The organism is Mesorhizobium sp. M0195, from assembly GCF_040322115.1.
Lineage (GTDB): Bacteria > Pseudomonadota > Alphaproteobacteria > Rhizobiales > Rhizobiaceae > Mesorhizobium.
This window is the reverse complement of sequence record NZ_JAMYSV010000032.1, coordinates 13,374-35,644: the sequence shown is the minus strand read 5'-3', so window position 1 is coordinate 35,644 and position 22,271 is coordinate 13,374. Positions and strand designations below refer to the sequence as shown.

21 protein-coding genes and 1 pseudogene are annotated in these 22,271 nt (G+C 62.2%); 2 read left to right on the top strand and 20 right to left on the bottom strand.

Annotated features, from left to right (window positions below; all coding sequences use genetic code 11):
* The coding region (locus NKJ12_RS29830) for a TCP-1/cpn60 chaperonin family protein (protein ID WP_352707037.1) at window positions 1-245 on the top strand (245 nt) is incomplete at its 5' end.
* A 735-nt stretch (window positions 246-980) separates the two neighbouring features.
* Here the strand turns inward: NKJ12_RS29830 and NKJ12_RS29825 are convergent.
* The 19 genes and pseudogenes from NKJ12_RS29825 to msuE all read right to left on the bottom strand — a co-directional run bounded on the left by NKJ12_RS29825 (window position 981) and on the right by msuE (window position 19,994).
* The gene (locus NKJ12_RS29825) at window positions 981-2,210 is read right to left on the bottom strand and encodes an acyl-CoA dehydrogenase family protein (RefSeq protein ID WP_352707035.1); all 1,230 of its coding nucleotides are present in this window, start codon (window positions 2,208-2,210) and stop codon (window positions 981-983) included.
* 44 nt (window positions 2,211-2,254) lie between these two features.
* Window positions 2,255-3,025, bottom strand: coding sequence for an ABC transporter ATP-binding protein (locus tag NKJ12_RS29820; protein ID WP_352707032.1), 771 nt, complete (start codon window positions 3,023-3,025; stop codon window positions 2,255-2,257).
* 28 nt (window positions 3,026-3,053) lie between these two features.
* The gene (locus tag NKJ12_RS29815) at window positions 3,054-3,938 is read right to left on the bottom strand and encodes an ABC transporter substrate-binding protein (protein ID WP_502898898.1); all 885 of its coding nucleotides are present in this window, start codon (window positions 3,936-3,938) and stop codon (window positions 3,054-3,056) included.
* The gene (locus NKJ12_RS32375; protein ID WP_502898896.1) at window positions 3,868-4,377 is read right to left on the bottom strand and encodes a hypothetical protein; all 510 of its coding nucleotides are present in this window, start codon (window positions 4,375-4,377) and stop codon (window positions 3,868-3,870) included. Before NKJ12_RS32375 ends, NKJ12_RS29815 begins: the two co-directional genes overlap by 71 nt.
* A gap of 96 nt (window positions 4,378-4,473) precedes the next feature.
* Window positions 4,474-5,523 (bottom strand): branched-chain amino acid ABC transporter permease, encoded by a 1,050-nt coding sequence (locus tag NKJ12_RS29805; protein ID WP_502905754.1) that lies wholly within the window; start codon window positions 5,521-5,523, stop codon window positions 4,474-4,476.
* Window positions 5,524-5,534: 11 nt separating this feature from the next.
* Window positions 5,535-6,416, bottom strand: coding sequence for a branched-chain amino acid ABC transporter permease (locus NKJ12_RS29800; RefSeq protein WP_352707025.1), 882 nt, complete (start codon window positions 6,414-6,416; stop codon window positions 5,535-5,537).
* 7 nt (window positions 6,417-6,423) lie between these two features.
* On the bottom strand, window positions 6,424-7,191 hold the full coding sequence (locus NKJ12_RS29795; protein WP_352707023.1) for an ABC transporter ATP-binding protein: 768 nt from the start codon (window positions 7,189-7,191) through the stop codon (window positions 6,424-6,426).
* Window positions 7,191-8,611, bottom strand: a pseudogene (locus tag NKJ12_RS29790) (LLM class flavin-dependent oxidoreductase). Before NKJ12_RS29790 ends, NKJ12_RS29795 begins: the two are co-directional and overlap by 1 nt.
* A gap of 153 nt (window positions 8,612-8,764) precedes the next feature.
* Entirely contained in the window at window positions 8,765-9,271 is a 507-nt protein-coding gene (locus NKJ12_RS29785) for a flavin reductase family protein (RefSeq protein WP_352707021.1), read from the bottom strand.
* Window positions 9,272-9,297: 26 nt separating this feature from the next.
* Entirely contained in the window at window positions 9,298-10,716 is a 1,419-nt protein-coding gene (locus NKJ12_RS29780) for an FAD/NAD(P)-binding protein (RefSeq protein ID WP_352707018.1), read from the bottom strand.
* Window positions 10,713-11,888: an FMNH2-dependent alkanesulfonate monooxygenase gene (gene ssuD / locus NKJ12_RS29775; protein WP_352707016.1), complete on the bottom strand. Its 1,176-nt coding sequence runs from the start codon at window positions 11,886-11,888 to the stop codon at window positions 10,713-10,715. The genes NKJ12_RS29780 and ssuD overlap by 4 nt, the downstream gene beginning before the upstream one ends.
* Before the next feature lie 32 nt (window positions 11,889-11,920).
* On the bottom strand, window positions 11,921-13,168 hold the full coding sequence (locus NKJ12_RS29770) for an SfnB family sulfur acquisition oxidoreductase (protein WP_352707013.1): 1,248 nt from the start codon (window positions 13,166-13,168) through the stop codon (window positions 11,921-11,923).
* Entirely contained in the window at window positions 13,165-13,956 is a 792-nt protein-coding gene (locus NKJ12_RS29765; protein ID WP_352707011.1) for an ABC transporter ATP-binding protein, read from the bottom strand. Before NKJ12_RS29765 ends, NKJ12_RS29770 begins: the two co-directional genes overlap by 4 nt.
* A 64-nt stretch (window positions 13,957-14,020) precedes the next feature.
* Window positions 14,021-15,352, bottom strand: a complete 1,332-nt coding sequence (locus NKJ12_RS29760) for an ABC transporter substrate-binding protein (protein WP_352516270.1) — start codon at window positions 15,350-15,352, stop codon at window positions 14,021-14,023.
* A 49-nt stretch (window positions 15,353-15,401) separates the two neighbouring features.
* Complete coding sequence (locus NKJ12_RS29755; protein ID WP_352707008.1) at window positions 15,402-16,439, bottom strand: branched-chain amino acid ABC transporter permease; 1,038 nt, start codon at window positions 16,437-16,439, stop codon at window positions 15,402-15,404.
* A 3-nt stretch (window positions 16,440-16,442) separates the two neighbouring features.
* Window positions 16,443-17,339 (bottom strand): branched-chain amino acid ABC transporter permease, encoded by an 897-nt coding sequence (locus NKJ12_RS29750; protein ID WP_352453924.1) that lies wholly within the window; start codon window positions 17,337-17,339, stop codon window positions 16,443-16,445.
* A complete protein-coding gene (locus tag NKJ12_RS29745; protein WP_352707005.1) occupies window positions 17,339-18,241 on the bottom strand; it encodes an ABC transporter ATP-binding protein in 903 nt (300 codons plus the stop codon). Before NKJ12_RS29745 ends, NKJ12_RS29750 begins: the two co-directional genes overlap by 1 nt.
* Window positions 18,242-18,296: 55 nt before the next feature.
* Window positions 18,297-19,397: a dimethylsulfone monooxygenase SfnG gene (gene sfnG, locus NKJ12_RS29740; protein WP_023722893.1), complete on the bottom strand. Its 1,101-nt coding sequence runs from the start codon at window positions 19,395-19,397 to the stop codon at window positions 18,297-18,299.
* A 27-nt stretch (window positions 19,398-19,424) separates the two neighbouring features.
* Window positions 19,425-19,994 carry an FMN reductase gene (gene msuE / locus NKJ12_RS29735; protein WP_352707003.1) on the bottom strand — a complete coding sequence of 190 codons (570 nt, stop codon included), beginning with the start codon at window positions 19,992-19,994 and terminating at the stop codon, window positions 19,425-19,427.
* Between the two features lie 260 nt (window positions 19,995-20,254).
* On the opposite strand from msuE, the gene NKJ12_RS29730 reads away from it, so the two are divergent.
* Window positions 20,255-20,560 carry an ABC transporter permease subunit gene (locus NKJ12_RS29730; RefSeq protein ID WP_352508262.1) on the top strand — a complete coding sequence of 102 codons (306 nt, stop codon included), beginning with the start codon at window positions 20,255-20,257 and terminating at the stop codon, window positions 20,558-20,560.
* A gap of 1,278 nt (window positions 20,561-21,838) precedes the next feature.
* On the opposite strand, the gene NKJ12_RS29725 is transcribed toward NKJ12_RS29730, so the two are convergent.
* The gene (locus NKJ12_RS29725) at window positions 21,839-22,027 is read right to left on the bottom strand and encodes a hypothetical protein (RefSeq protein ID WP_352707001.1); all 189 of its coding nucleotides are present in this window, start codon (window positions 22,025-22,027) and stop codon (window positions 21,839-21,841) included.
* Window positions 22,028-22,271 lie beyond the last annotated feature (244 nt).

The following is a 22,271-nucleotide window of genomic DNA, read 5'->3' as shown; positions in this document are numbered from 1 at the left end:
ACAAGGGCGCGACCTTCGGCTACAACGCCCAGACCGGCGAATATGGCGACATGATCGCCATGGGTATCGTCGATCCGGTCAAGGTCGTGCGCACGGCTCTGCAGGACGCGGCCTCGGTCGCCGGCCTGCTCGTCACCACCGAAGCCATGATCGCCGAGGCTCCGAAGAAGGAGTCGGCTGGTGGCGGCATGCCGGGTGGTATGCCCGGCGGCGGCATGGGCGGCATGGGCGGTATGGGCTTTTAAAGGTCCTCGCATCTCGACAATTTCGAAAGGGCGGCAAGGAATGCCGCCCTTTCTTCGTGCCCATTGCGCCGGTTGTCGGCGACCCGCAAGCCGGGGTATAGGGTTGTGCTTATGTTTGGACGGATACTGCCTTTTTTCCTGGGGCTGGCTTTACTGTTGGGCAGCGGCTGCGCGCGCAGCGATGATGGTGCGGTGGTTATTCCGAGATCGCTTGATGCCAGGCGATTCTTTGACAAAGAGCCGCCATCCCTGCAGCAGCCACAGATCGAAACCAGCGTGTTTCCGGTTGCGCCACAGGAGCCGGAAAGGCTCGAACCGCGCCGTGCGGCAAGTCACAAGACATCAAACAGACGTGCATCGCGGGTCGCAAGTCCTCCGCTCTCCTCTTCCGAGCCGCACAAGCTGCTTGTCTGCAAGAACGTCAGCGAGCCCGGCAAGCGGTACCGTGTGGTTTGCGAATAGGGCACTTGGTTTGGCCAGCGTTCTACGCTCAGAGGCTCGCGGCGCCTTTCCGGATGAGGTTGTCCAGAGCGCCGACCCCTTCGGCGACAGGTGGGAAAATTCACGTATCGCCGAAGGAGATTCGTCGGCGAATTTTTGTTAATCTATAATGCGAGTAGATTTTGGTTTGTACCCGCGTAGATCAAATGATTATTGCCCAGAGACGGCCTGTAAGTAGGCCGTGTCGACACCCGGGATTTGCCAGCGCATCGCGCTGAAGGTCGTGTGCATGGCTTACAACGGGCTGTGCCCGATCCGCCACTGATATGGTGGTGGCGTGCCGTTGACTGCGTAGTCGCCAACGATGCGATCCTTATAGATGCGTGGGTTGTGTGACGACAGGGTACGAGCATTGCGCCAATGACGATCGAGGCCAATCGGTTTCCTGGTCGAGGACGCACCCAGCGCATCGAAGATGATCGTCGACGCTTCAAGAACCAGATTCGTAACGACCGTCACCGCTTGCGACGTCTCGAGTTCGGCGATGGAGTTGGCCTTTTCCTCGGCATCGGCATCGCCGGCAAAGTGTGCCTGATAGGCGCGTTCGATGGCTTGCGCGACCTGCAGAACGATGGCGCCAGACGCATAGGCGTTGCTGCGAATACGGCCGACGACCTGAAGCACCTGCGGATCCTGGCTCGAGCGCGAACCGGCGGCATTGGAGTATGAGCGCTTGCGCGCGGCAACGGCGGCAGCGGTCTCGTTGGCCATCGCCCGACCGATACCGGCCAGCGTAGCAAGATGCACCAGTTGGTAGAAGGCAGCGCCATAGCGGAACTTGTCATCGTCGACGACGACATCGTCCGGGTCGACTGTGGCGTCGGTAAAGCTGGTGGTGCCGCTGGCCGTGAGCGTTTGGCCAAACCCGTCCCAGTCGTCGATGACATCGACGCCCGGATCGTCGCGACGCACTTGCAAGACGATGCCTTCGCCGTCAAGCCCCGTCGCGCCGACATCGATCCAGTCGGCAAACAGCGAGCCGGTGGTGTAGTATTTGGTGCCGTTGAGCACCAGCCGGTCGCCCTTCTTCGAGATGCGGGTCGAGAAGACGTCCTGTTTGGCATCGCCGATCTCGGTCCAGGCATTGCCGGCGATCTCGCCGTGGGCAATGCGCTCGGTCCAGCGTTTGCGGCTCTCGCCGGCCGTCTTGTTGACGACATCCTCGACAAACCCAAAATGACCGCGCAGCGCCTGGGTGATATTGGAATCGGCCTCCGACAGTTCGATCAGGATGTTGGCCAGCTCAGGCAGCGTCGCGCCAAGACCACCTTCGGCTTCGGGTATACGCAGCGCGCCCAGACCCGCCTGCTTCAACTTCGCAATCCCCGCCACCGGCAGTTCACGGTTGAGCTCCCGCTCGACCGCGCCGGTGGCGATCTGCGCAAATATCGGCCGGAACCGTTCGGCCAGTGTCTCATAGCGAGCGCCGGGGCCTGCACCCCATGCAGCATCGATCTGTGTCATTCGCATTTTCCTGGAGTTGGCCTCACCCGGTGCGGGCGAGGCTGTCAGTGTGGTTTGGCGGCATTGGCACCGCCCAGGTAAAAGTCCTGGACATCCTCACGGGCTCGCAGTTCCTCTGCCGTTCCCGACAGAACGACGCGCCCGTTTTCAAGGATGTAGCCGTAGTCAGCGTAGCGAAGCGCGAGATTGGCGTTCTGCTCGGCAAGCAGGAAGCTGACGCCCTGCTCGCTGTTCAGGGTGCGGATTATCTCGAAGATTTCCTGCACGATGATCGGCGCGAGCCCCATTGACGGTTCATCGAGCAGCACAAGGCTCGGCTTGGTCATCAACGCGCGGCCGATGGCCAACATCTGCTGTTCGCCACCGGAGGTCAGGCCGGCCTTGACCTTGCGCTTATCCTTGAGGCGCGGAAACCATGTGTAGATCCGTTCGACGTCGCGCTGCAGGTCTGCCCTGCTTGGCTTGCGGACGAAGCCGCCCGAGAGGATGTTTTCTTCGACCGTCAGTTGGGCGAAGCAATGGCGGCCTTCCAGCACCTGCACCACGCCTTTGGCGACGAGCCGAGACGCCGAGAGGCCGCTGACCGGCTCGCCCTGCCAGACGATGCTGCCTCGGCTGACTTTGCCGCGCTCAGGTCCGAGCAGATTGGAAACCGCCTTCAGCGTCGTTGTCTTGCCCGCGCCATTGGCGCCGAGCAGGGCAACGATCTTGCCCTGCTCGACCTTGAGCGACACGTCGCGCACAGCAAGGACCGCCTGACCATAGAGCGCTTCCATATTCTGGATATCGAGGAAGCTTTTTGCTGCAATGGTCATGGATCAATCCTGTCAGTGCGGTCTGGTGTCAGTTCGTCGCCACGCGGGGCTGGATGCCCTTTTCCTTGGCGTAGGCGGCAGCCTTTGCCTTGATGACGTCGGCAAACAGCGAAGCATCGGCCTTGATCCAATCGGTCCTTGTGTCCCAGGACTGACCGTTCCATTGGATGATCTTGGCGGCGATGGTTTCGCCCTTGTGGTTGTCTATGGAGGTTTTCAGCGGACTGATGAGGCCTTCCGCGCCAAGCTCGGCGATCCGCTTCTGATCGATGTCGAGGTTTTCGAGCGCCCACTGGCCTTCGGCGGCGGTCAATGGCCTGTTACCGAATTTCTTATGGCCGGTGCGCAGCGCCTCGACGAAGGTGATGGCTTCGATCACGCCGTAATTGTAGTAGACCGTGCCGAACTTCGAATTGTCCTTCAGGTCGGACTTCCCCTTGTCGAGAATATTGGCCTTGAGCGTCTTCAGGATGGTGTAGTTGGTGCCCGGCGGGAAGACGGAGACGGCGAGATAACCCTTGGCGGCAGCGCCCGCCGGACGGGCGTCGTCTTCCGAACCGCTCCAGATGTCGCCGATGATCCGATCGGCGGGGAAGCCGACACGGGCCGCTGTCTTGATCGCCACCGGCGTCATCACGCCCCAGCCGCGCAGAAAGACCCAGTCGGCGTTTGCACGGCGGATCTGTTGCCACTGCGTCTGCTGCTGTTCGCCGGGATGCGGGACCGGGATCTGGATATCTTCGAAGCCATATTTCTTGGCGAGGATGCCGAGCGGCTCGATCGTATCGCGGCCATAGCCGCTATCGTGATAGAGCGTGGCGATCTTCAGCCCCTTGAGCTTGTCATAGCCGCCGGCCTGCTGGGCGATGTAATCGACGATGATCTGGGCTTCGCTCCAGTAGTCGAACACCAGCGGATACTGGTAGGGAAAGACGCGACCGTCGGTGGCGATGTTCTGGGCCACCGCCAGGGCTGACGATCGGGATCTTGTCGATGCGAGCCTTGTCTGTGAGGGCCACATCGAGGCCGCTCGAATGCGGATAGCCGTTATAGCCGTTCTTGTAGCGCTCGTAGCATTCGATGCCGCGCTCGATCGTGTAGGCCGTCTCGCATTCCTGGACCAGGATCTTGACGCCATCGACGCCGCCTTCGACCTCATTGATGTAGGGGAGATAATCGATGTTGCCGGCACCGAAAGGAATGAACGATGGGGCATAAGGGCCGGTGCGATAGGTAAACAGCGGATAGAGCTGTTGGCCGGTGCCGTCTTCGGCGAAGGACGCGCTGCTCATCAGCGTTACAGCCATCGCGGCAGCGGCCGCCAGCGACATGGTCTTGGTTAGCAATGACATGGTGCAACCTTTGGTTTGAGTGGTTTGGAGAAAGTGACGACCGATGCTTGGGAGGAGGCGAAAGACCCGGCGCCGAGGTGTTTCGTCTGTCTGAGTTCAGTTGGATGATCGTGCTCGCGAGCGAAGGGCTTCCACGCCGCGCCTTCCCAGGCTCGACAATCCATCCGGTTCCTTGACCAGCAGCACGATGATGATCGTGCCGAAGATGATGTGCTGCAGGTTTGCCAGCGCGCCCTGATCGCCGAGGAATGACAAATCGATAACCAGCGACAGCCGATCGAGCAGGATCGGCGTCAGCACGATGAAGGCGGCGCCGAGAAAGTTGCCGAAGATGGTTGCCACACCGCCGATGATGACGATGAACAGGATCTGGAACGATTTATCGAGATTGAACGCATGCGCGTCCGAGGTGCCGAGATATCCGAAGGCCCAGAGCGCGCCGGCGATGCCAAGGAAAAACGAGCTTATGCCGAAGGACAGCAGTTTGCGGCGCGCGACGCGAATGCCGATGACCGAGGCAGCGACATCCATGTCGCGGATCGCCATCCATTCGCGGCCGACCCGGCTTTTGACGATGGCGAATGCCAACGCGATGAGCAGCGCCGTGGTTGCAATCACCAGATAGTAGCGGCCGGTGGCCGACTGGAGATCGTAGTCAAGGATCTGCAGTCGAGGCGCCGAGATGGTCAGCGACTGGCTGTCATTCGAAAACCAGCTGAAATTGGTGAACAGCCATTCGAACAGAAACTGGGCGCCCAGCGTCGAAGCGCCGAGATAGAAGCCCTTGATGCGCAGCGACGGCAGCCCGAAGATGACACCGGCAGCAGCCGCGATCAGGCCGGCAAGGATCAGGACGACCGGCAACGGCAAGAACGGTGCGCGCAGCAGCAGATTGTAGGTCGAGAAGGCGCCGATTGACATGAAGGCAGCCGAACCAATCGACACAAGCCCCGTATAACCCATCAGCAGGTTCAGGCCGATCCCGGCAAGCCCCATGATCACCGTCGGGATGATGATCGAGCTCAGCCAGTAATCGTCCGCAAGGGCCGGCACGGCGAAGGCGGCGATCAGGCCAGCGACGATGGCGATGGTGCCGACGCCAAAGGCGGGCCGGCGGAGCGGCTCGGACGGAGCGGATTCCTGCAGCGTGGTCACGATCAGACCCTTTCGATTTCGTGATCGCCGAACAGGCCGGCCGGACGCACTAGCAGGAAGCCGATCGCGAGGATGTAGGCAAACCAGGTGGAGACGCTGCCATTGACCAGCGGGCCGATATAGATGTCGGCCAACGCCTCGGTGGCGCCGACAAGCAGGCCGCCGGCGATCGCACCCGGGATGGAGGAGAAGCCGCCGATGATCAGCACCGGCAGCGCCTTGAGCGTGACCAGCGACAGCGAATATTGCACGCCCTGGCGCGATCCCCAGACAAGGCCGGCAACCAGCGCCACGATGCCTGCGACGCTCCAGACGATGCGCCAGATGACGGGCAGGCGGATGCCGATCGACTGTGCCGCAAGCGTGTCGGAAGCCACCGCCCGAAGCGAGATGCCCATGCGCGTCTTGTTGAAGGCGATAGCCAGCGTGGCGACCAGCGTCACCGCGATCAGCGAGGCGATGATGTCGAACTGGCTGACATAGATGCCGGCAACCTGTACGGCGACATCGGGGATGCCGAGATCGAGCATGTGAACATCCATGCCCATCAGCAGTTGGGCAAAGCCCTCGATGACATAGCTCAGTCCCAAAGTGGCCATGAACAGGGTCAACGGATCGCGATTTCGCAGCGGCCGCAGCACCAGCCACTCGATCAGCATCGCCATCACCACCATGACAAGTGATGTGACGATGAAGGCCAGGACGAAGGGCATGCCTTTCTCGGTCAAGGTGACGAAGGTCAGCGCCGAGAAAAGCAGCATCGAGCCTTGCGCGAAATTGAAGACTCCGGATGCCTTGTAGATGAGCACGAAGCCGATCGCGACGAGTGAGTACATCACTCCGGGAAAAAGACCGCTAACCAGTGTTTCAAGGAAATAGGACATGAGTTCCTCAGTGAACCGTGCCGAGATAGGCGGCTATCACGTCGGGGTTCTTGCGCACCTCGTCGGGTGCCCCGTCCGCGAGCTTGCGGCCATAGTCGAGCACCACCACATGGCTGGCGAGGTTGAGCACGATGCCGACATCGTGTTCGATCAGCACCACGGTCGAGCCGAAGACGCGATTGACCTCGCGGATCACGCGGCTCATCTCCTTCTTCTCCTCCTGGTTCATGCCGGCCATCGGTTCGTCGAGCAGCAGCAGCTTGGGGCCGGAGACCAGTGCCCGTGCGAGATCAACACGTTTCTGCAGCCCATAAGGCAGGGTAGAAACGCTGCTTTCCGCATGGCGGTCGAGCCCGAGGAAAGCCATGGTGCGCTCGGCGCGGGCAAGAAAACCGCGGCGCTCCGCGCTGTCCCTGCCCAGCCGGAAGATGTTTTCCAAAAAGCTGGCGGTGCCATGACGAGAAAGGCCGGCCAGCACGTTTTCGCGCACCGACAGGCGCCGAAACAACGCATTGTGCTGGAAGGTCCGGCCGATGCCGAGATGGGCTGCCTTCTGCGGATGGATCGCCTCGAAGCGCAAACCGTCGAAGACAATGTCGCCGGCGTCGGCGCGATAGACGCCGTTGATGACGTTGAGAAGCGAACTCTTGCCGGCGCCATTCGGGCCGATCAAGGCGCAGATCTCACCCTTGGCAACGCGGAAGCTCAGCGCATTCAGGGCTCGCACACCCTTGAAGGACAGCGAGACATCGTGGAGGTCCAGCAGATTGGCCATCACGCATTCACGGATTTCAAGCGGGCCACCGAGGCGCGTTCGGCTTCGCGGCGCTTGACGGCTTCGATGTCGCGGTACCCGTCAGCGGGATGCGTCGTGGGAAGATAGGGGCCGTCGCCGAACAGCTTCTCGCGCAGCGTGCCGGGCTTGTAGGCCGTGGGATAGACGCCGCGCTTCTGCAATTCCGGTACGAGCAAGTCGACGGCGGCCTCGAAGCTTTCTGGCGTCACCGCATAAGCAAGGTTGAAGCCGTCGACATCGGTTTCATCGACCCATTCCTGCAGGATGTCGGCGATGGTGCCGGGCGAGCCGACGAAGACCGGCCCGACGCCGCCAATGCCGCCCCACTTCGCCAGCTCCTCGACGGTCCAGGCCTTGTCCTTGCCGGCGAAATGCTCGACCATCGAAACGATCGCATTGGTCTCGACCTTCTTGAGCGCGTCGGTCGGCGCATACTGGCCGAAGTCGATGCCGCTCCAGCCGGACATGAACACCAGCGAGCCGTCATAGGACGTATAGCTCTGATACTCCTCGAAACGCTTCTGGGCCTTTTCGTCCGTTTCGTCGATGATCAGTGTGGTGAGGTTGTAGATCAGAACTTTCTTCGGATCGCGGCCGGCAGCAGCGGCCTTTTGACGGATTTCGGCAACATAGGCCTTGAGCAGCGATTTGGTCGGCGCGCCGCCGAAGACGCACTCGGCATGCGCAGCGGCGAAGGCCTTGCCGGGACCGGAGGCGCCCGCCTGATAGAGCACCGGAGTGCGCTGCGCGACGGCTCGGACAGATGGTAGCCAGGCACTTCGAAGAATTTGCCCTTGTGGCCGATCTCGTGAACCTTGCTGGGGTCGGTGAAGATGCCGCGGACCGGATCACGCCGCACCGCGCCCTCTTCCCAACTGCCTTCGAACAGCTTGTAGAGCACCTCGACATATTCGGTGGCGACCTCGTAGCGGTTGTCATGGCTTTTCAGGCCGGCCTGGCCAACATTCTTAGCGCCGCTTTCCAGATACGAGGTAACGATGTTCCAGCCGACGCGGCCCTTGGTGTGATGGTCGGCGGTCGAAAGACGGCGGGCGAATGTGTAAGGGTGTTCGAACGAGGTCGAGGCGGTAATGCCGATGCCGAGATGTTCGGTGGCAAGCGCGATCGGCGCAGCGAGCTGCAGGGGATCATTGACTGGAATCTGCGCCGCTTGCTCGATCGCGTGGTAGTTCGAACCCTTGTATACGTCGTAATAGCCGATGACGTCGGCGATAAATATCCCGTCGAAAATACCGCGCTCGAGCGTTCGAGCCAGATCCTGCCAGTAATCCAGATCCTTGTATTTCCAGGACTTATCGCGCGGATGCCTCCACAGGCCTGGGGATTGGTGGCCAACGCAATTCATGTCGAAAGCGTTGAAGCGAATATGCCGACCCATCCGTCACTCCTTTGATAGCCCTGTCAGGCGACTGCGGGAGGAAACTACCGGCAAGGCGAGCGCGGATTAAGATATAAGATATTTTCCTAGATTTGATGGAGAATTATTATTCTGTCCTTAGGTCGGATCGTGGTACCCATAAGCGGCGCGGACTCACGACGATCCATATGTGCCGTGATGATAGATCAGCGCTGGCCGGGGTTCGCCGCTCACCACATGCCGGACGCTGCCGAGGATCAGCGCGTGGCTGTGACGAACAATCGTCTCCTCGACTATGCAGTCTACGGCGGCAAGCGCGCCGTCGAGTGCCAGTGCGCCAGTTGCAAGACTGGACCAGCAAGCGCCATCATAGCGCGCAGACCCCTTCAGGCCGCCGCGCCCGGCGAAGCGGTCGGCAATCCCAATTTGGTCGGCACGCAGCACATTCACGCAGAAATGCCGGTACCGGCTAATTGCTGCCCATGTCGACGAACTCAGGTTGATGCTGACGACCATCACCTCCGGTTCGACCGATAAGGAATGGGCGGTGGTAACCGTTGCGCCGGTGCGCGCCTCGCCAATACCTGCGGTGACCACGGAGACGGCTCCGGCCAGGTGTCGCATCGCAAATTTCAGCGGAATCCGGGTTTCCACCAGGGGAACGCGTTCGGTCAGTGTCATCTGGACAGCCTCAAGTGTTTGCAGCGTCACGACGCCTTGCGACGCAACGCCGTTTGGTACCCCAACCATTGGAGAATTTCGGCGGCGATGCGCTCGGCATGTGCGGTGACTTCGGGAATTCCCATCAGTTCGCCGACGCTGCCTCGCGCCAGTGGCCCGCTGACGAAAATGCTATCGGTCGGGCGCCCGGATGTGCCGACCGCACGGCCTTGGCTGTCGGTATCCAAACCAAGACCAATCGGATCGAGCCGGACCAATCCCATCCGCTCGAGCGCCGCAATCGCCGTGTTGGTCCGCAAGATATCGGCGTGCGCCGGTCCGGTCGTCACGATCACACTGTCGAAAGCATCGACAACGAGGCTGCGTTGGCCACGCAGCCGCTGCCTGACGCGAATGCATCCGTCTACCTGTTCGGCGCCGACAATCGATGCGGCGCGATAGGAAAGCCTGCCCTCGGCAGCGCGGCGATCGAGCACGGCCGCGATCTGTGGCGCAACGCGGAAGCGATGCACATCCCACAGCGCGCGAAGGTGACGCACAACCTGGCGCTGCTCGGCTAGCGGCAAGGCCTGCCAGATGGCCTGTCCCTGACGCCGGACGGCATCGAGCACCGGGTGCCAGTCTTCGCCCTGACGCTTGGCATCAAGAATCGTGGCCCGGATGCGCTTGAACAGTGCCGTTGCGCTGCGTGAAGGAAGGGTCGTGAAATCACCGACTGGATCGGCCGGTATCGAGGCGTGGCTGCGCGAGCGATAGCCATGACGTGACAGCGCGACAATGTGGCCACGATGCCCCTTGCGGTCGAGGGTCGCGATCACGTCCGCGGACGTCAGTCCGGTGCCGATGACCAGGACATGGTCATTGCGGCTGATCGCTTCCAAGCTCTCGAGGTCATAGGGATTGGCCACCAGCCCAGCTATGCCAGCCACGGACTGCATGGCCAACGGCAAGGCCGGCGGCGGATGCGTCGTCGCAATCACCACGGCGTCCGCTGCGAGCGTCCTGCCATCGGCGAGGATCAGGCTGTAGCCCTCGCCACTGCGCTCGACTGACGCGACGGCGGACCTGACATGGCGGATCGTTTTGCTGAGCAGAAAGGGCTGGAGATGGGATTCGACATAGCCGCCGAAAACACGGCGCTGCGGGTAGATCGCGCCGTTGGCGGCAATAGCCTCGACATCCCCCACAATAGCGCTGCTCTGCTGCAGCCAGTCGGCGAAGTGGCTATCCTGGCCGGAGATCAGCGTCATCCTCGAGGCCGGCACATTGATGCGGTGTGAAGGATCGGTCGTCGAATAGGCCAGACCATAGCCGAGCCTTTCGCGCGGCTCGACGACCACGATATCGGATGCACTGGCCGGCAGCAGCCGCGCCAGATGAAACGCAGTCGCCGCACCTGAAAAGCCGCCGCCGACAATCGCTATGATCGGTTCGCTGGCGCTCAAGACTGGCTCGCGCGCAGCGACGACGGGCGATGGTCGCCGGCCACCGTTTCGCCGAAGGGGCCCATGTTAACCGCCGTCGGCCGCGTCGAGATTTCGTGATCGAGCGGCAACAGCGGCAGCACCAGTTCGCCGAAGCGATAGGCTTCCTCCAGATGCGGATAGCCGGACAGGATGAAGGTATCGATGCCGATGCGCCGGTATTCGTCGATGCGCTCCGCCACCGTCGCCGCATCGCCGACCAGAGCGGTGCCGGCGCCGCCGCGCACCAGGCCGACACCGGCCCACAGATTCGGACTGATTTCGAGTTTGTCGCGACGGCCGCCATGCAGCCGGCTCATGCGCGACTGGCCGACGGAATCCATGCGCGCGAAAACCTTCTGCGCCTCGGCGATCGTCTTGTCGTCCAGGCGGCTGATTAGGCGGTCGGCATCGGCCCAGGCTTCGTCATTGGTTTCGCGAACGATGACATGCAGCCTGATGCCGAAACTCACCTGGCGTCCGGCCTTCTCGGCAAGGCCGCGCACATGGTCGACCTTGGCGGCGACGTCAGCCGGCGGTTCGCCCCAGGTGAGGTATTTGTCGATCTGCTCGGCGGCGACCGCATTGGCCGCCTCCGACGAGCCACCGAAATACAGCGGCGGATGCGGCGTCTGCACAGGCGGGAACAGCAGCCTTCCGTCCTCGATGCGGAAGTGCTTGCCTTCGAAGGCAATGGTCTCGCCGCTGAGCACGGCCTTGTAGATATCGAGAAACTCCCGCGTCACCTCATAGCGCTCATCATGGCTGAGGAAGATGCCGTCGCCCTTGTTCTCGACCGGGTCACCGCCGGTGACCACGTTGATAAGCAGGCGCCCGCCGGAAATGCGGTCGAGCGTCGAGGTCATCCGCGCCGCGAGCGTCGGCGACTGCAGCCCGGGACGGACGGCAACAAGAAAGCGCAACCGCTGCGTCAGCGGCGCCAGCGCCGACGCCACGACCCAGCTGTCCTCGCAACTGCGCCCGGTCGGCAGCAACGCGCCGTAGTAGCCGATGGCGTCGGCCGCCTTGGCGACCTGGGTGAGGTAGGGCAAGTCGACCGCCCTGCCCCCCTCGGAGGTGCCGAGATAGCGGCTGTCGCCATGGGTCGGGAGAAACCACAGGACCTTGATCCTGTCGGGGATGGCAATGCTCATGAATAGTCCTCTATGACTTGACGGCGTCTCGCTCAGCTCCAGGCATGGAACGGCGGATTGACGTCGTTCAGGTAGTAGTTGCCGAGGATTGCGTATTTCCAGCGCACCGGATCGTGCAGCGTGTGGGTGCGGGCGTTGCGCCAATGCCGGTCGAGATTGTGCTCGGCCAATGTCGAGCGCGTGCCCGCGAGTTCGAAAAGTCTGTTGGTGGCGTTGATGGCGATCTCGGTGGTGAGGATCTTGGATTCCGCCACAGCGATCTGCGCTTCCGCGACGGTCTTCTCGTTGGGGTCGAGCACAGCGCGATCAACCGCAGGGCCGGCCTTGTCCAGAACCGCCTCGGCCGCATTGGCCCGCAGGCGAAGGTCGCCGACCGCCTGGATCGTATAGGGATCCTGCCAGGCATGATCGACGCCGCTGTCGATCCACGCACGCGACTTAGTGCGCACGAAGCTGACGGTTTCGTCGATCGCCGCGTTGGCGATGCCCAGATCGACAGCAGCCTGGATGATCTGGAAGATGGCGCCGTCGCCGGTCGGCCGGTCATAGCCCTTGTAGCCGGGGACGAGATGCGTCTTCGGCACTTTCACATTGTCCAGCAGGACTGTGCCGGACAGCGTCGTCTTCTGGCCGAAGCTCGACCAGTCGTCGATGACCGTCAGTCCGGGCGCGCCGCGATCGGCGATGGCATACCAGGCCCGGCCCTCGTCATCGAGCGCCACGATCGGCACCAGATGGGCGAGCAGCGCGCCGCTGGAATAGAATTTCTGGCCATTGACCACGACGTGGTCGCCAGCGTCGACGAATTTGGTCTCAAAATCGGCCGCCCGCTTGGAGCCGAATTCCGAGAACGCGTTGCCGAACCGCGTGCCGGACAGAACTTCGGCGAAGAGCAACTGCTTCTGGGCCTCGTCAGAGACGGTGCGGATGGCGGCGACGACGCCGAGATGGTTCTGCGGAATCTGGCCGAGCGACGGATCGGCCGCCGAGATGATGGTGATCACCTTCGACAGCGTCACATAGGAGAGTTCCGGTCCGCCATAGGCCTTCGGCACGTTGATCGACCACAGGCCGCTCTGCGAAAACGCATCGAGCTCTTCCTTCGGCCAGATGCGCTCGCGGTCCCGCCTGGCGGCGTCCTTGGCGAAGTCTGCGGCCAGTTTTTCCGCCACAGCGATCGCCTCGGCGTCGGTCTTGATGACATGCGCTCTGGCCGACGGACGCTCGACCGGGGGGACGGCGCTGCGGATATCGGACGGCTGCTTCGATTGGATGGTCATGCTGCGGTCTCCTGGGGAAAATGTTGCGATGGAAGCGGCGTGCCGCCGAGATAGTAGGTCTTGATGTCGTCGCGCTGGCGCAGGTCGGCGGCCGACCCTTCCAGCACGCTCTTTCCGTTTTCGAGCACGGTGGCGCGGTCGGCATATTTCAGCGCCACTGCCGAATTCTGCTCGGCGACAAGGATCGAAAGATCTTCGTCCCGATTGAGCCGCTTCAAGGCGCTAAAAATCTCGTCGACGATCAGCGGCGCCAGCCCCATCGAAGGCTCGTCCAGCACGAAGAGTTTCGGCCGCGACATCAGACCGCGGCCGATCGCCGTCATCTGCTGCTCGCCGCCGGAGGTGAGGCCGGACCGGGTTCGCCGCTTCTCGGTGAGCCTGGGGAAAAGCGCATAGACGCGGTCGAGGTCGGCCTTGACGCCGGTGCGGGAGGACGAACGCCCGAGCGCGCCGGTCAGAAGGTTCTCCTCGACCGTCAGCGAGCGGAAGCAGTGTCGGCCCTCGAGGACCTGGACCAGACCCTTGCGGACGAGGTGAGAGGGGCTTGCCCTGGAGACATCCTCGCCGTCGAAAGTGATCCGGCCAGCGGTAACGGTGCCGCGCTCGGCCGGGAGGAGATTGGATATGGCGCGTAGCAGCGTCGTCTTGCCGGCGCCGTTGGAGCCGAGCAGTGCGACGATCTCGCCTTTACCGACCGACAGGTCGACACCGTGCAGGGCGGCGATGGCGCCGTTGTAGACGGCCTCCACGCGACTGACCGACAGGATCGGATTTTCCGGGCTGGACATCGATGACTCCGCAATAGGCAGGAAATCGCGGCCGGCCCGTGGGCCGGCCGCGAGTTGTTTGACTTCAGTTGCTGACCACTGCTTCGGCGTCTTCGGCCGTGCGGATCTTGATGCCCTTTTCCTTGGCATAGGCCTCGGACGACTTCTCGATGATCGGACGCAGCAGCTTCCAGTCGGGCGCAATCCAGTCGGAGACGACGTTCCACTTCTTGCCGTCCCACTGCTGGAAGGTCACGTAGCCGTCACCTTCGTGATTGTCCCAGGAGACGTTGATCGAGTGGAACAGGTCCTTGGCGCCCAGCGCCTCGACGCGTGCCGGATCGAGCTTGAGATGCTCGAAGCCCCAGCGGACTTCGTCGCCGGTGAGCGTGCGGTTGCCGAACTTGGCCTGCGCGATGCGGACCGCCTCGACATTGAGGATGCCGTTGACGATGCCGAGATTGTGGTAGACCGAGCCGATACGGCTCTTTTCCTCGAGATTGCCTTTGCCGGCGCCGTAGACCGTTTTGACGATCTCCTGGACCACCGGATACTGCTCGCCTGACGCCTGGGTGGTGATGGCCGTATAGCCCTTGGCGGCATCGCCCGCGGGGATCACATCCTCTTCCGAATTCGACCAGACATTGCCGACGATGTGATCGGCCGGGAAGCCGGTCTTCTGCGCGGTCTTGAGCGCAACCGGGTTCATCACGCCCCAGCCGCGCAGCACCACATAGTCGGGATGCTCGCGACGGATCGTCAGCCACTGCGCCTGCTGCTCGTTGCCTGGATGCGGAACCTCGATCTGCGACAGCTCGAAGCCGTATTTCTGCGACAGCAGCTCATAGATCGGAATCGTCTCCTTGCCATAGGGCGAGCCGTGATAGAGCACGACGATCTTCTTGCCCTTGAGCTTGTCGAGGCCACCTTCCTTGGAGGCGATATAGTTCACGATGCCCGAGGTCTCGCTGTACGGATTGAGCAGCAGCGGGAAGACGTAAGGGAACACGCGTCCGTCCGTGGTGTCGGTGCGGCCGTGGTTGATGGTGATCAGCGGCACCTTGTCATCGGTGATGCGGTCGATCATGGCATAGGCGATGCCGACCGAAAGCGGGTTCCAGGCGGCGATGCCGGGATTGCTCTTCAATCGTTCATAGACCTCGACGCCCTTCTCGACCTCATACTGCGTCTCGCCCTCGCTCCAGGTCAGCTTGACGCCGTTGACGCCGCCGTCGCGGATGTTGATCAGGTTGAGATAGTCGATGAAGCCGCCGAAGAAGCCGGTGCCGCCGGCGGCATAAGGGCCGACGCGGTAGCTCTGCAGGGGAAAATACTGCTCGTCGGCGTGGACCGCCGTCGCGCCGAGGACGAAGGCCGTGGCGATCGCCGCTTTCTTGAGGTGACTGAAGAAGGTCATGGATTGCGTCTCCTGAGGTTGTGGTCCGTGAGAGGATGTCGAGCGGCGCTCAGCTGGACCTTGAGCCGATCCGTCGTTTCAGGCGGTCGAAGAGGGCCGACAGCCCGTTCGGTTCCGCGATGAGGAAGATGATGATGAGCGCGCCGAGCACGATGCGCTGGCTCATGTCGAGAACACCCGAATCGAACAGTCCGCCAAACAGGAAGGCGCCAAGCCGCGACAGGATGAGCGGAAAGACGACGATGAACGCCGCTCCCAGAAAGGCGCCGCGTATCGAGGCCAGCCCGCCGATGATGATGATGAACAGGGTCTGGAACGAGCGGTCGAGATTGAAGCCGGCCGGCTCGACGGTGCGCAGATAGGTGAAGGCCCACAGCACCCCGGCGACGCCGATGATGAAGGACGAGATGGCGAACGCGAGCAGCTTGGTCTTCAGCACAGGGACGCCGATCACCCGCGCGGCGGTTTCGTTGTCGCGCACGGCGATGAAATTGCGGCCGGTCGCGCTGTTGACCAGGCGCCAGACGAGCGCCGTGAGCACGATGACCGTGGTCACCGAGAGCAGGTAGCGGCCCGTCGCCTTGTCGAGCGAGAAGCCCGCAACGGCAAGGTGCGGCGCCGAGATCACCCCGGAAGGGTTGTCGTTGGAGAACCACCCGAACTTGGTCAGCGCCCACTGCACGAAGAACTGGGCGGCGAGCGTCGAGACGGCGAGATAGAAGCCGCGCAGGCGCAGGCTCGGCAATCCGAACACGACGCCGATGCCGGCGGCTGAAATCCCGGCCAGGATCATGGTCGCAGCCAGCGGCAGTCCTTCGACCCGAAGGTTGAAATTGTAGGCGGCGAAAGCGCCGACCGCCATGAAGGCGGAGGAGCCCAGCGAAAGCTGGCCGCAATAGCCGGTCAAAAGGTTGAGGCCGACCGCCGCCAGGCTGAGCGCAAGGAACGGCAGCAGGATCGCCTCGACGAGATAGCTCGACGCATAGGCGGGGATCAGGCCGTAGGCCACGGCAATCAGGGCGACGGGCAGAGCTAACCTCTGCCAGTCGATGGGAAGCCTTGCGGCATCGAGCGCTTGCACGGCCATCGGTCAGACCCTTTCGACAGTCTTCTGGCCAAACAGGCCGGAGGGGCGCACCAGCAGGACGACCAGCGCCAGCGCATAGGCGAACCAGCCTTCGATGCCGCCACCGACAAAGGGTCCGAGGTAGACCTCGGCGAGCTTCTCGCTGGCGCCGATGATGAGGCCGCCGACGATGGCGCCGAGGATAGAATCGAAGCCGCCAAGCACCAGCACCGGCAGCGCCTTCAGCACGATCAGCGACAGCGAGAACTGGACGCCGAGGCGCGCGCCCCACAAAAGTCCCGCGACCAGTGCCACGAACCCAGCGGCCGTCCACACCGTCCCCCAGATCCGGGGCAGCCGCAGCCCGACGGCGAGCGCCGCGAACTGGTCGTCTGCGACGGCGCGAAACGCTAGGCCGACGCGGGTCCAATAGAAGAATGCGCTCAAGCCGGCGACCATCGCCGCGGCAATGCCTGCAGCAAGAAGATCGAACGACGATATCAGGATACCGCCGACCTCGAACGGCGTGTCGTCGATGCCGAGATCGAGCCCGTGCACCTGCGTGCCCCACACCAACTGGGCAGCGCCTTCAATGATGTAAGACAGGCCAAGCGTGGCCATGAACAGCGTCATCGGCGAGCGATTGACCAGCGGCCTCAGCACAGTTCGCTCGATGGTGAAGCCCAGCGCAACCATGACCGCGAGGGTAATGAGCATTGAAAGCGCAAACGGGATGCCGCGTTCGACAAGGCTGACAAAGGTGAGTGCGGCGAACAGCACCATCGACCCTTGCGCGAAGTTCAGCACGCCCGACGTCTTGTAGATCAGCACGAAACCGATGGCGACGAGCGAATACATGACGCCTGAGAGCAAGCCACCGACCAGCACCTCGATGACGAAGAGGAAATCATAGTAGCTCATCAGATGCCCTCGCCATCTTCGCCTTCGGCGGTGCCGATATAGGCCCGGATCACCGCCGGATTGGCCCTGACCTCGGCCGGTGTCCCGTCGGCGATCTTGCGGCCGTAGTCGAGCACGGCGACGCGGTCGGAGAGCCCCATGACCACGCCGATGTCGTGTTCGATGAGGATGATGGTGACGTCGTGCCGGTCGCGCGCTGCGCGCACGAAACCGGCCATCTCGGCCTTCTCGGTCGCCGTCATGCCGGCCATCGGCTCGTCGAGCAGCAGGATCTTCGGCTCGGCGACAAGCGCGCGCGCCAGTTCGACCCGCTTCTGCAGGCCGTAGGGCAGCGTTGCGACCAGGCGATCGGCGACGGCCTCGAGATGCAGGAAGGCGATTGTCTGGTCGACCTTTTCAGCGATCGCGGCATCTTCGCGCCGGGCGCGCGGTAGACCGGCGATATGTTCGACGAAGCTGGCGCGCCGGGTGTGGACGCGGCCCGACGCGATGTTGTCGCGCACTGAAAGCCCACCGAACAGTGCCAGGTTCTGGAAGGTGCGCGCGACGCCGAGCCGTGCCAGACGGCTTGCCGACACCCGGGAGAAGGACTGGCCATCGATCGCGATCTTGCCCTGATCGGCGTGATAGAGGCCGCTGATGATGTTGATCAGCGAGGATTTGCCGGCGCCATTGGGACCGATCACAGCGCGGATCTCGCGGCTTTTGACCTCGAGGTCGACATCCCGCAATGCCATGACGCCACCAAAAGAAATGCTGATCCCGCCCAGCGCCAGGATCGCATCAGCCTTTGGCGACAGGCGCGCCGGGCGCGTGTCCTCGACGGGACCAGCACCAGCAAGAATGCCGGAAATTTCGGGCGCGCGCTCGTATGCGGCGGCTCCCAGCGAAGCACTAATCATGAAACATTCCTGATTTTGAAGGCGTGCCGGCGGCGGCCTGAAGACCGCGCCTGTCCTATTCCGCGGCGACAAGCTCCCTGTCGCGCGCCGCTTCCAGTTCGCGCACCAGAGGGATGACGCGCTTGCCGAAGAACTCCACCTCTTCTTGGAAATGCAGGAAACCGAGCAGGATCAGATCCGCGCCGGCATCCTTCAGCTTGAGGATGCGTTCGGCAATCTGTTCCGGCGTGCCGATGAGATTGCTGCGGAAGCCGTCATTGTATTGGACAAGATCCTCGAACGAGGATTTCGCCCAGTTACCCTCGCCTTCCGGCGACGCCTTGCCGGCATTCTTGACCTGATCGGCGAAACCCTGCACCGCCTCCGGATTGGCCTTGGCGATGATCTCGTCGAGCACGGTGCGCGCTTCTGCCTCGGTTTCGCGAGCGATGGCAAAGGCGTTGACGCCGATCTTCACCTTGTGGCCATTGGCCTTCGCCTTGGTCTTGATGTCGTCAACCTGCTTCTTGATCTCTTCCGGCGTGTTGCCGTTGGTGAAATACCAGTCGGAAACCCGCGCAGCCATGTCGCGCGCCGCGCGTGATGAGCCGCCCTGGAAGATCTCCGGCTGCGGATCGATCGGCTTCGGCTTCATCGAGTAGTTGGTAAAGCGATAGAAGTCGCCCTTCAGAGTGAAATTGTCCTCGGTCCAGATGCCGCGCAGCGCACGGATGAATTCCTCCGAACGGCGATAGCGCTCGTCATGGTCGAGCCACAGCTCGCCGATGGCGGCGAACTCACCGCGGAACCAGCCGCTGACGACATTGACGGCGACACGGCCATTGGTCAGGTGGTTGATGGTGGCTATCTGCTTGGCCGCCAGCGCTGGATTCCATGGGCCGGGCAGGATCGCCGCGATGACTTTCAGCGTTGTGGTCGCCGCAAGCAAGGCATGGCTGAACGATACCGATTCGTGCTGGTTGTCGGCGCCATAGCCGGCCGTGAAGCGTATTTGGCTCAGCGCGTAGTCGAAGCCGTTGGCCTCGGCGATCTGGGCGAGCTTGCGGTTATAGTCGATGTCCCAGCCGGTCCGCTGCTCGATGTTGGAGATGACCAGGCCGCCCGAGACGTTCGGGACCCAGTAGGCGAATTTCACGTTGTCGGAATTCGAGGTCATTTCGTTCGTTTCCCCTTTTGATTGGCTTCAACCGACGCGCGTGGCGACGGCAGTGTTTGCATCACTGGAATTAAGCAAGGAAATCGCTTCGGTAGCGGCCCGTGAGATGCGCTCGATAATCGCCGCGCCGACGATCTTGGCATCGACGAAATCGTCGGGCGCGCCGTAGACGCCGGTCGGGACCGTGACGGCCCCGAAAAAACCGAACAATGGCCGGAGCTGATGTTCGAGAACCAGGCCATGGTATGGACTTCCGCCGGTTGCCGCGAGAAGCACGGTCTTGCCCGTCAGTGCACGATGATCGACGAGGTCGAACAGGTGCTTGAGAGCGCCGGTGTAGGACGCCCGATAGACCGGCGTTCCGACCACGAGCAGGTCGGCCTTCTCGACACGCTGGATGATCGCTTCGCCAGACGCGCCGAGCGCGTAGCGGGATAGCGTCACAAACAGCGAGGGCGCGGCTTCGGTGATTTCGATCAGGCCGGTGTCTGCCGGGGTGCGCTGCGCGATCGCCTTGACCAGCGCGCTCACCACCGCAGTCGTGCGCGATGGCGTGCTTACGCCACCCGATATGCCGAGAACCGAAATTCTTGCCATCGTCGATCTCCTGTTCCACCAAGGGAATGGCCGATTGCCAATGGGATCGGACGATATTCGATATAGAGATAAGGAATTATCTTTCGATTTTCCCAGACCGGTGAGAAAATCGAAAGTGCTGACGCGTCATTAGCATTAGCTATAACATCCGATTGGCGGCAAACCGCGAGGGCAGACCGGCCAGGCTTGATCATGGCGATCGGCCCGTCCGGCCACTCCTGCGCCGCCGATCAGCAATGCCGAGCGCAAAGAGTTCGCAAATGCAACTTGACACCCCAGATAATCGCTCATCTCGTGTGGTTCGGCGGAGGCGAGGCCGGCAAAGCGTCTTCATCGCGCTGGCGGCCTTCCAGCCGACCTTGATCAACCCCTGGCAAGGCGTGTCTGGCATCCCGCGCAGCTATCGCGAGCTTGCCGACGTGCTGACCTTCGGCTGGTTCGACTTCGCCCGGATCATCGCCATTCCAGGTGCGCTGCCGCAAATCTTCACCGGCCTTCATGCCGCTCTGATCTATGCCTGGACACAAGTCCACCTTGCTGCGGCTCGTGCTTGGCCTCGACACTGATTACGACGGCGACATCCGAGTCGATGGACCGAGGGTGGAACGGCCGAGTCTCGACCGCTCGATCGTTTTCCAGGAGCATAGGCTTTTGCCCTGGCTCAATGCCGAGGGCAATGTCGCGGCGGCGTGCTGCGCCAGCGCCGATTGGGTGCCGCCGAACGGGACGAACTCGTTCGTGACCATCTGCATGGTGCTGGCCCTCGTTCATGCGGCCGCCGATACCTGGTGCGATGTTGAGCAGAAGCTCGGCCCCCACCGTCGCAAGCTGCCTGTTCCACATGGATCTATTGCTGCTGTGCATTCTCCTCCTCGGTGGTGTCGGCGTCGTCTCCAACGTCATCGCCGGCTCCCTGGAGCATCGCTTTCTGCGCTGGAGGATCCCATGAGCGGCCCTGTCGCCATTTCCGAACGGGGACGTGGCCAAAACCACGCATTGGAGATGACGTCAGCAAGAGGTTCAGTATCGCCGGCCGTCAGGTCCAGGCGCTGTCGCATATCCATCGTGCAGTCGACGAGGGCGAGTTCGTCAGCATCGTGGGATCCTCCGGTTGCGGCAGCATCTCGTCGGCCTTGATCAATTCGCCAAAGCCTATCCCGCCCAATTGTGACGCGCTGACCCGGCTGCGCTTGCAGGGCGAGCTTCAGCGGATCGTCCGACACGAGGGCACGACCGCCGTGCTCGTCACGCACGACGCGATGCAGTGTCTCGCGACCGCTCCGATCCGAATTTCATTCGGCTGCCGTTACCCTCGCCATCAACGAGCTGATTGCCAGCGGCAAATATGGCGAGGTGATGAAGGAGTGGAGCTTTACCGCCGAAGCCATCGACCAGTCGCGCACTAACCCGCCTGGCCTGCCGAAGCCCAATAGCTGAACAGAAACATTGAAGGCGAACGCCGATGGCGTCCGCCTCTTCGGCCATGCCGGCGTGCGGACGACGTACCAGACAACACCGTAAAAAATCGGAAATTCAATGTGTCGCTGAGCAACTCCTCAGGTGGCCCGCATAAGTGGGAGCAGGGCCGCTATTGAAGGAGACGTGCCCTCTCAGGACGGCCGTATGGCATCGGGTTAGCCGGCTTGCCGAGAAGGATGATGCGGCAGGTGGTTTGGCGGAGCATCGCCCGGCCTGTTCTGCCGTAAGAACTGAGCCGATGCTCATGCGACCCACCCTCAAAGGACGCCAACGACATCCGATCTTGGTCCTCTGCGTGAACGAAATCAATTTGATGTTCGAGACCGCGTCGAACTGGCTAAAGGAATGGTTGATGAAATTGCCACTTACGAGAGACCTGCATCGCCCCGCCGTGTCCTGTCGCGGCAGTTGAGAAGGTCGACCAAGTCGTCGGCCTCTTCGATAGGCATGTCGATTAAGGGGACGCCCACCTCGACGACTGGCAGCCCCGTGAAGACGTCGATAATGTCCCACGTGCCTTCGGGCGTCTTCTCTATGTCGTAACGCTGGGCCATTGGGGGTTGGGCGGGATATCTAGAGGTTACAGGCCATCCTTTGGGCTCCGAGAATGGCCTCCCGATTGGACTGCTCTAGCGCCTCAATTTAGCGAAGCGAGCGGACTTGGCAATCCTGGGTCCACCGCCAGATTTAGCATGACGCGTAAGTAACATCGGCTGCGAATGCAAACCGTCTTGTTTCCGAAAGACTGACCCAGCGAAACGCGTTCCAGCAGATCTGAACAAAGCAGCCCGTCCAACA

Bases quoted from the DNA above. Each gene is read 5' to 3' on its own strand.
- NKJ12_RS32375 (WP_502898896.1), bottom strand. From the start codon at position 4,377: ATGTCATTGCTAACCAAGACCATGTCGCTGGCGGCCGCTGCCGCGATG.
- ssuD (WP_352707016.1), bottom strand. From the start codon at position 11,888: ATGAGCATTGCCATCCCCGACAGGATCAAGGTCCTGTGGTTTCTCCCG.
- NKJ12_RS29765 (WP_352707011.1), bottom strand. From the start codon at position 13,956: ATGTCCAGCCCGGAAAATCCGATCCTGTCGGTCAGTCGCGTGGAGGCC.
- NKJ12_RS29785 (WP_352707021.1), bottom strand. From the start codon at position 9,271: ATGACACTGACCGAACGCGTTCCCCTGGTGGAAACCCGGATTCCGCTG.
- NKJ12_RS29770 (WP_352707013.1), bottom strand. From the start codon at position 13,168: ATGACCATCCAATCGAAGCAGCCGTCCGATATCCGCAGCGCCGTCCCC.
- NKJ12_RS29760 (WP_352516270.1), bottom strand. From the start codon at position 15,352: ATGACCTTCTTCAGTCACCTCAAGAAAGCGGCGATCGCCACGGCCTTC.
- msuE (WP_352707003.1), bottom strand. From the start codon at position 19,994: ATGGCAAGAATTTCGGTTCTCGGCATATCGGGTGGCGTAAGCACGCCA.
- NKJ12_RS29725 (WP_352707001.1), bottom strand. From the start codon at position 22,027: ATGGCCCAGCGTTACGACATAGAGAAGACGCCCGAAGGCACGTGGGAC.
- sfnG (WP_023722893.1), bottom strand. From the start codon at position 19,397: ATGACCTCGAATTCCGACAACGTGAAATTCGCCTACTGGGTCCCGAAC.
- NKJ12_RS29730 (WP_352508262.1), top strand. From the start codon at position 20,255: ATGCAACTTGACACCCCAGATAATCGCTCATCTCGTGTGGTTCGGCGG.
- NKJ12_RS29745 (WP_352707005.1), bottom strand. From the start codon at position 18,241: ATGATTAGTGCTTCGCTGGGAGCCGCCGCATACGAGCGCGCGCCCGAA.
- NKJ12_RS29820 (WP_352707032.1), bottom strand. From the start codon at position 3,025: ATGACCATTGCAGCAAAAAGCTTCCTCGATATCCAGAATATGGAAGCG.
- NKJ12_RS29825 (WP_352707035.1), bottom strand. From the start codon at position 2,210: ATGACACAGATCGATGCTGCATGGGGTGCAGGCCCCGGCGCTCGCTAT.
- NKJ12_RS29755 (WP_352707008.1), bottom strand. From the start codon at position 16,439: ATGGCCGTGCAAGCGCTCGATGCCGCAAGGCTTCCCATCGACTGGCAG.
- NKJ12_RS29750 (WP_352453924.1), bottom strand. From the start codon at position 17,339: ATGAGCTACTATGATTTCCTCTTCGTCATCGAGGTGCTGGTCGGTGGC.
- NKJ12_RS29795 (WP_352707023.1), bottom strand. From the start codon at position 7,191: ATGGCCAATCTGCTGGACCTCCACGATGTCTCGCTGTCCTTCAAGGGT.
- NKJ12_RS29800 (WP_352707025.1), bottom strand. From the start codon at position 6,416: ATGTCCTATTTCCTTGAAACACTGGTTAGCGGTCTTTTTCCCGGAGTG.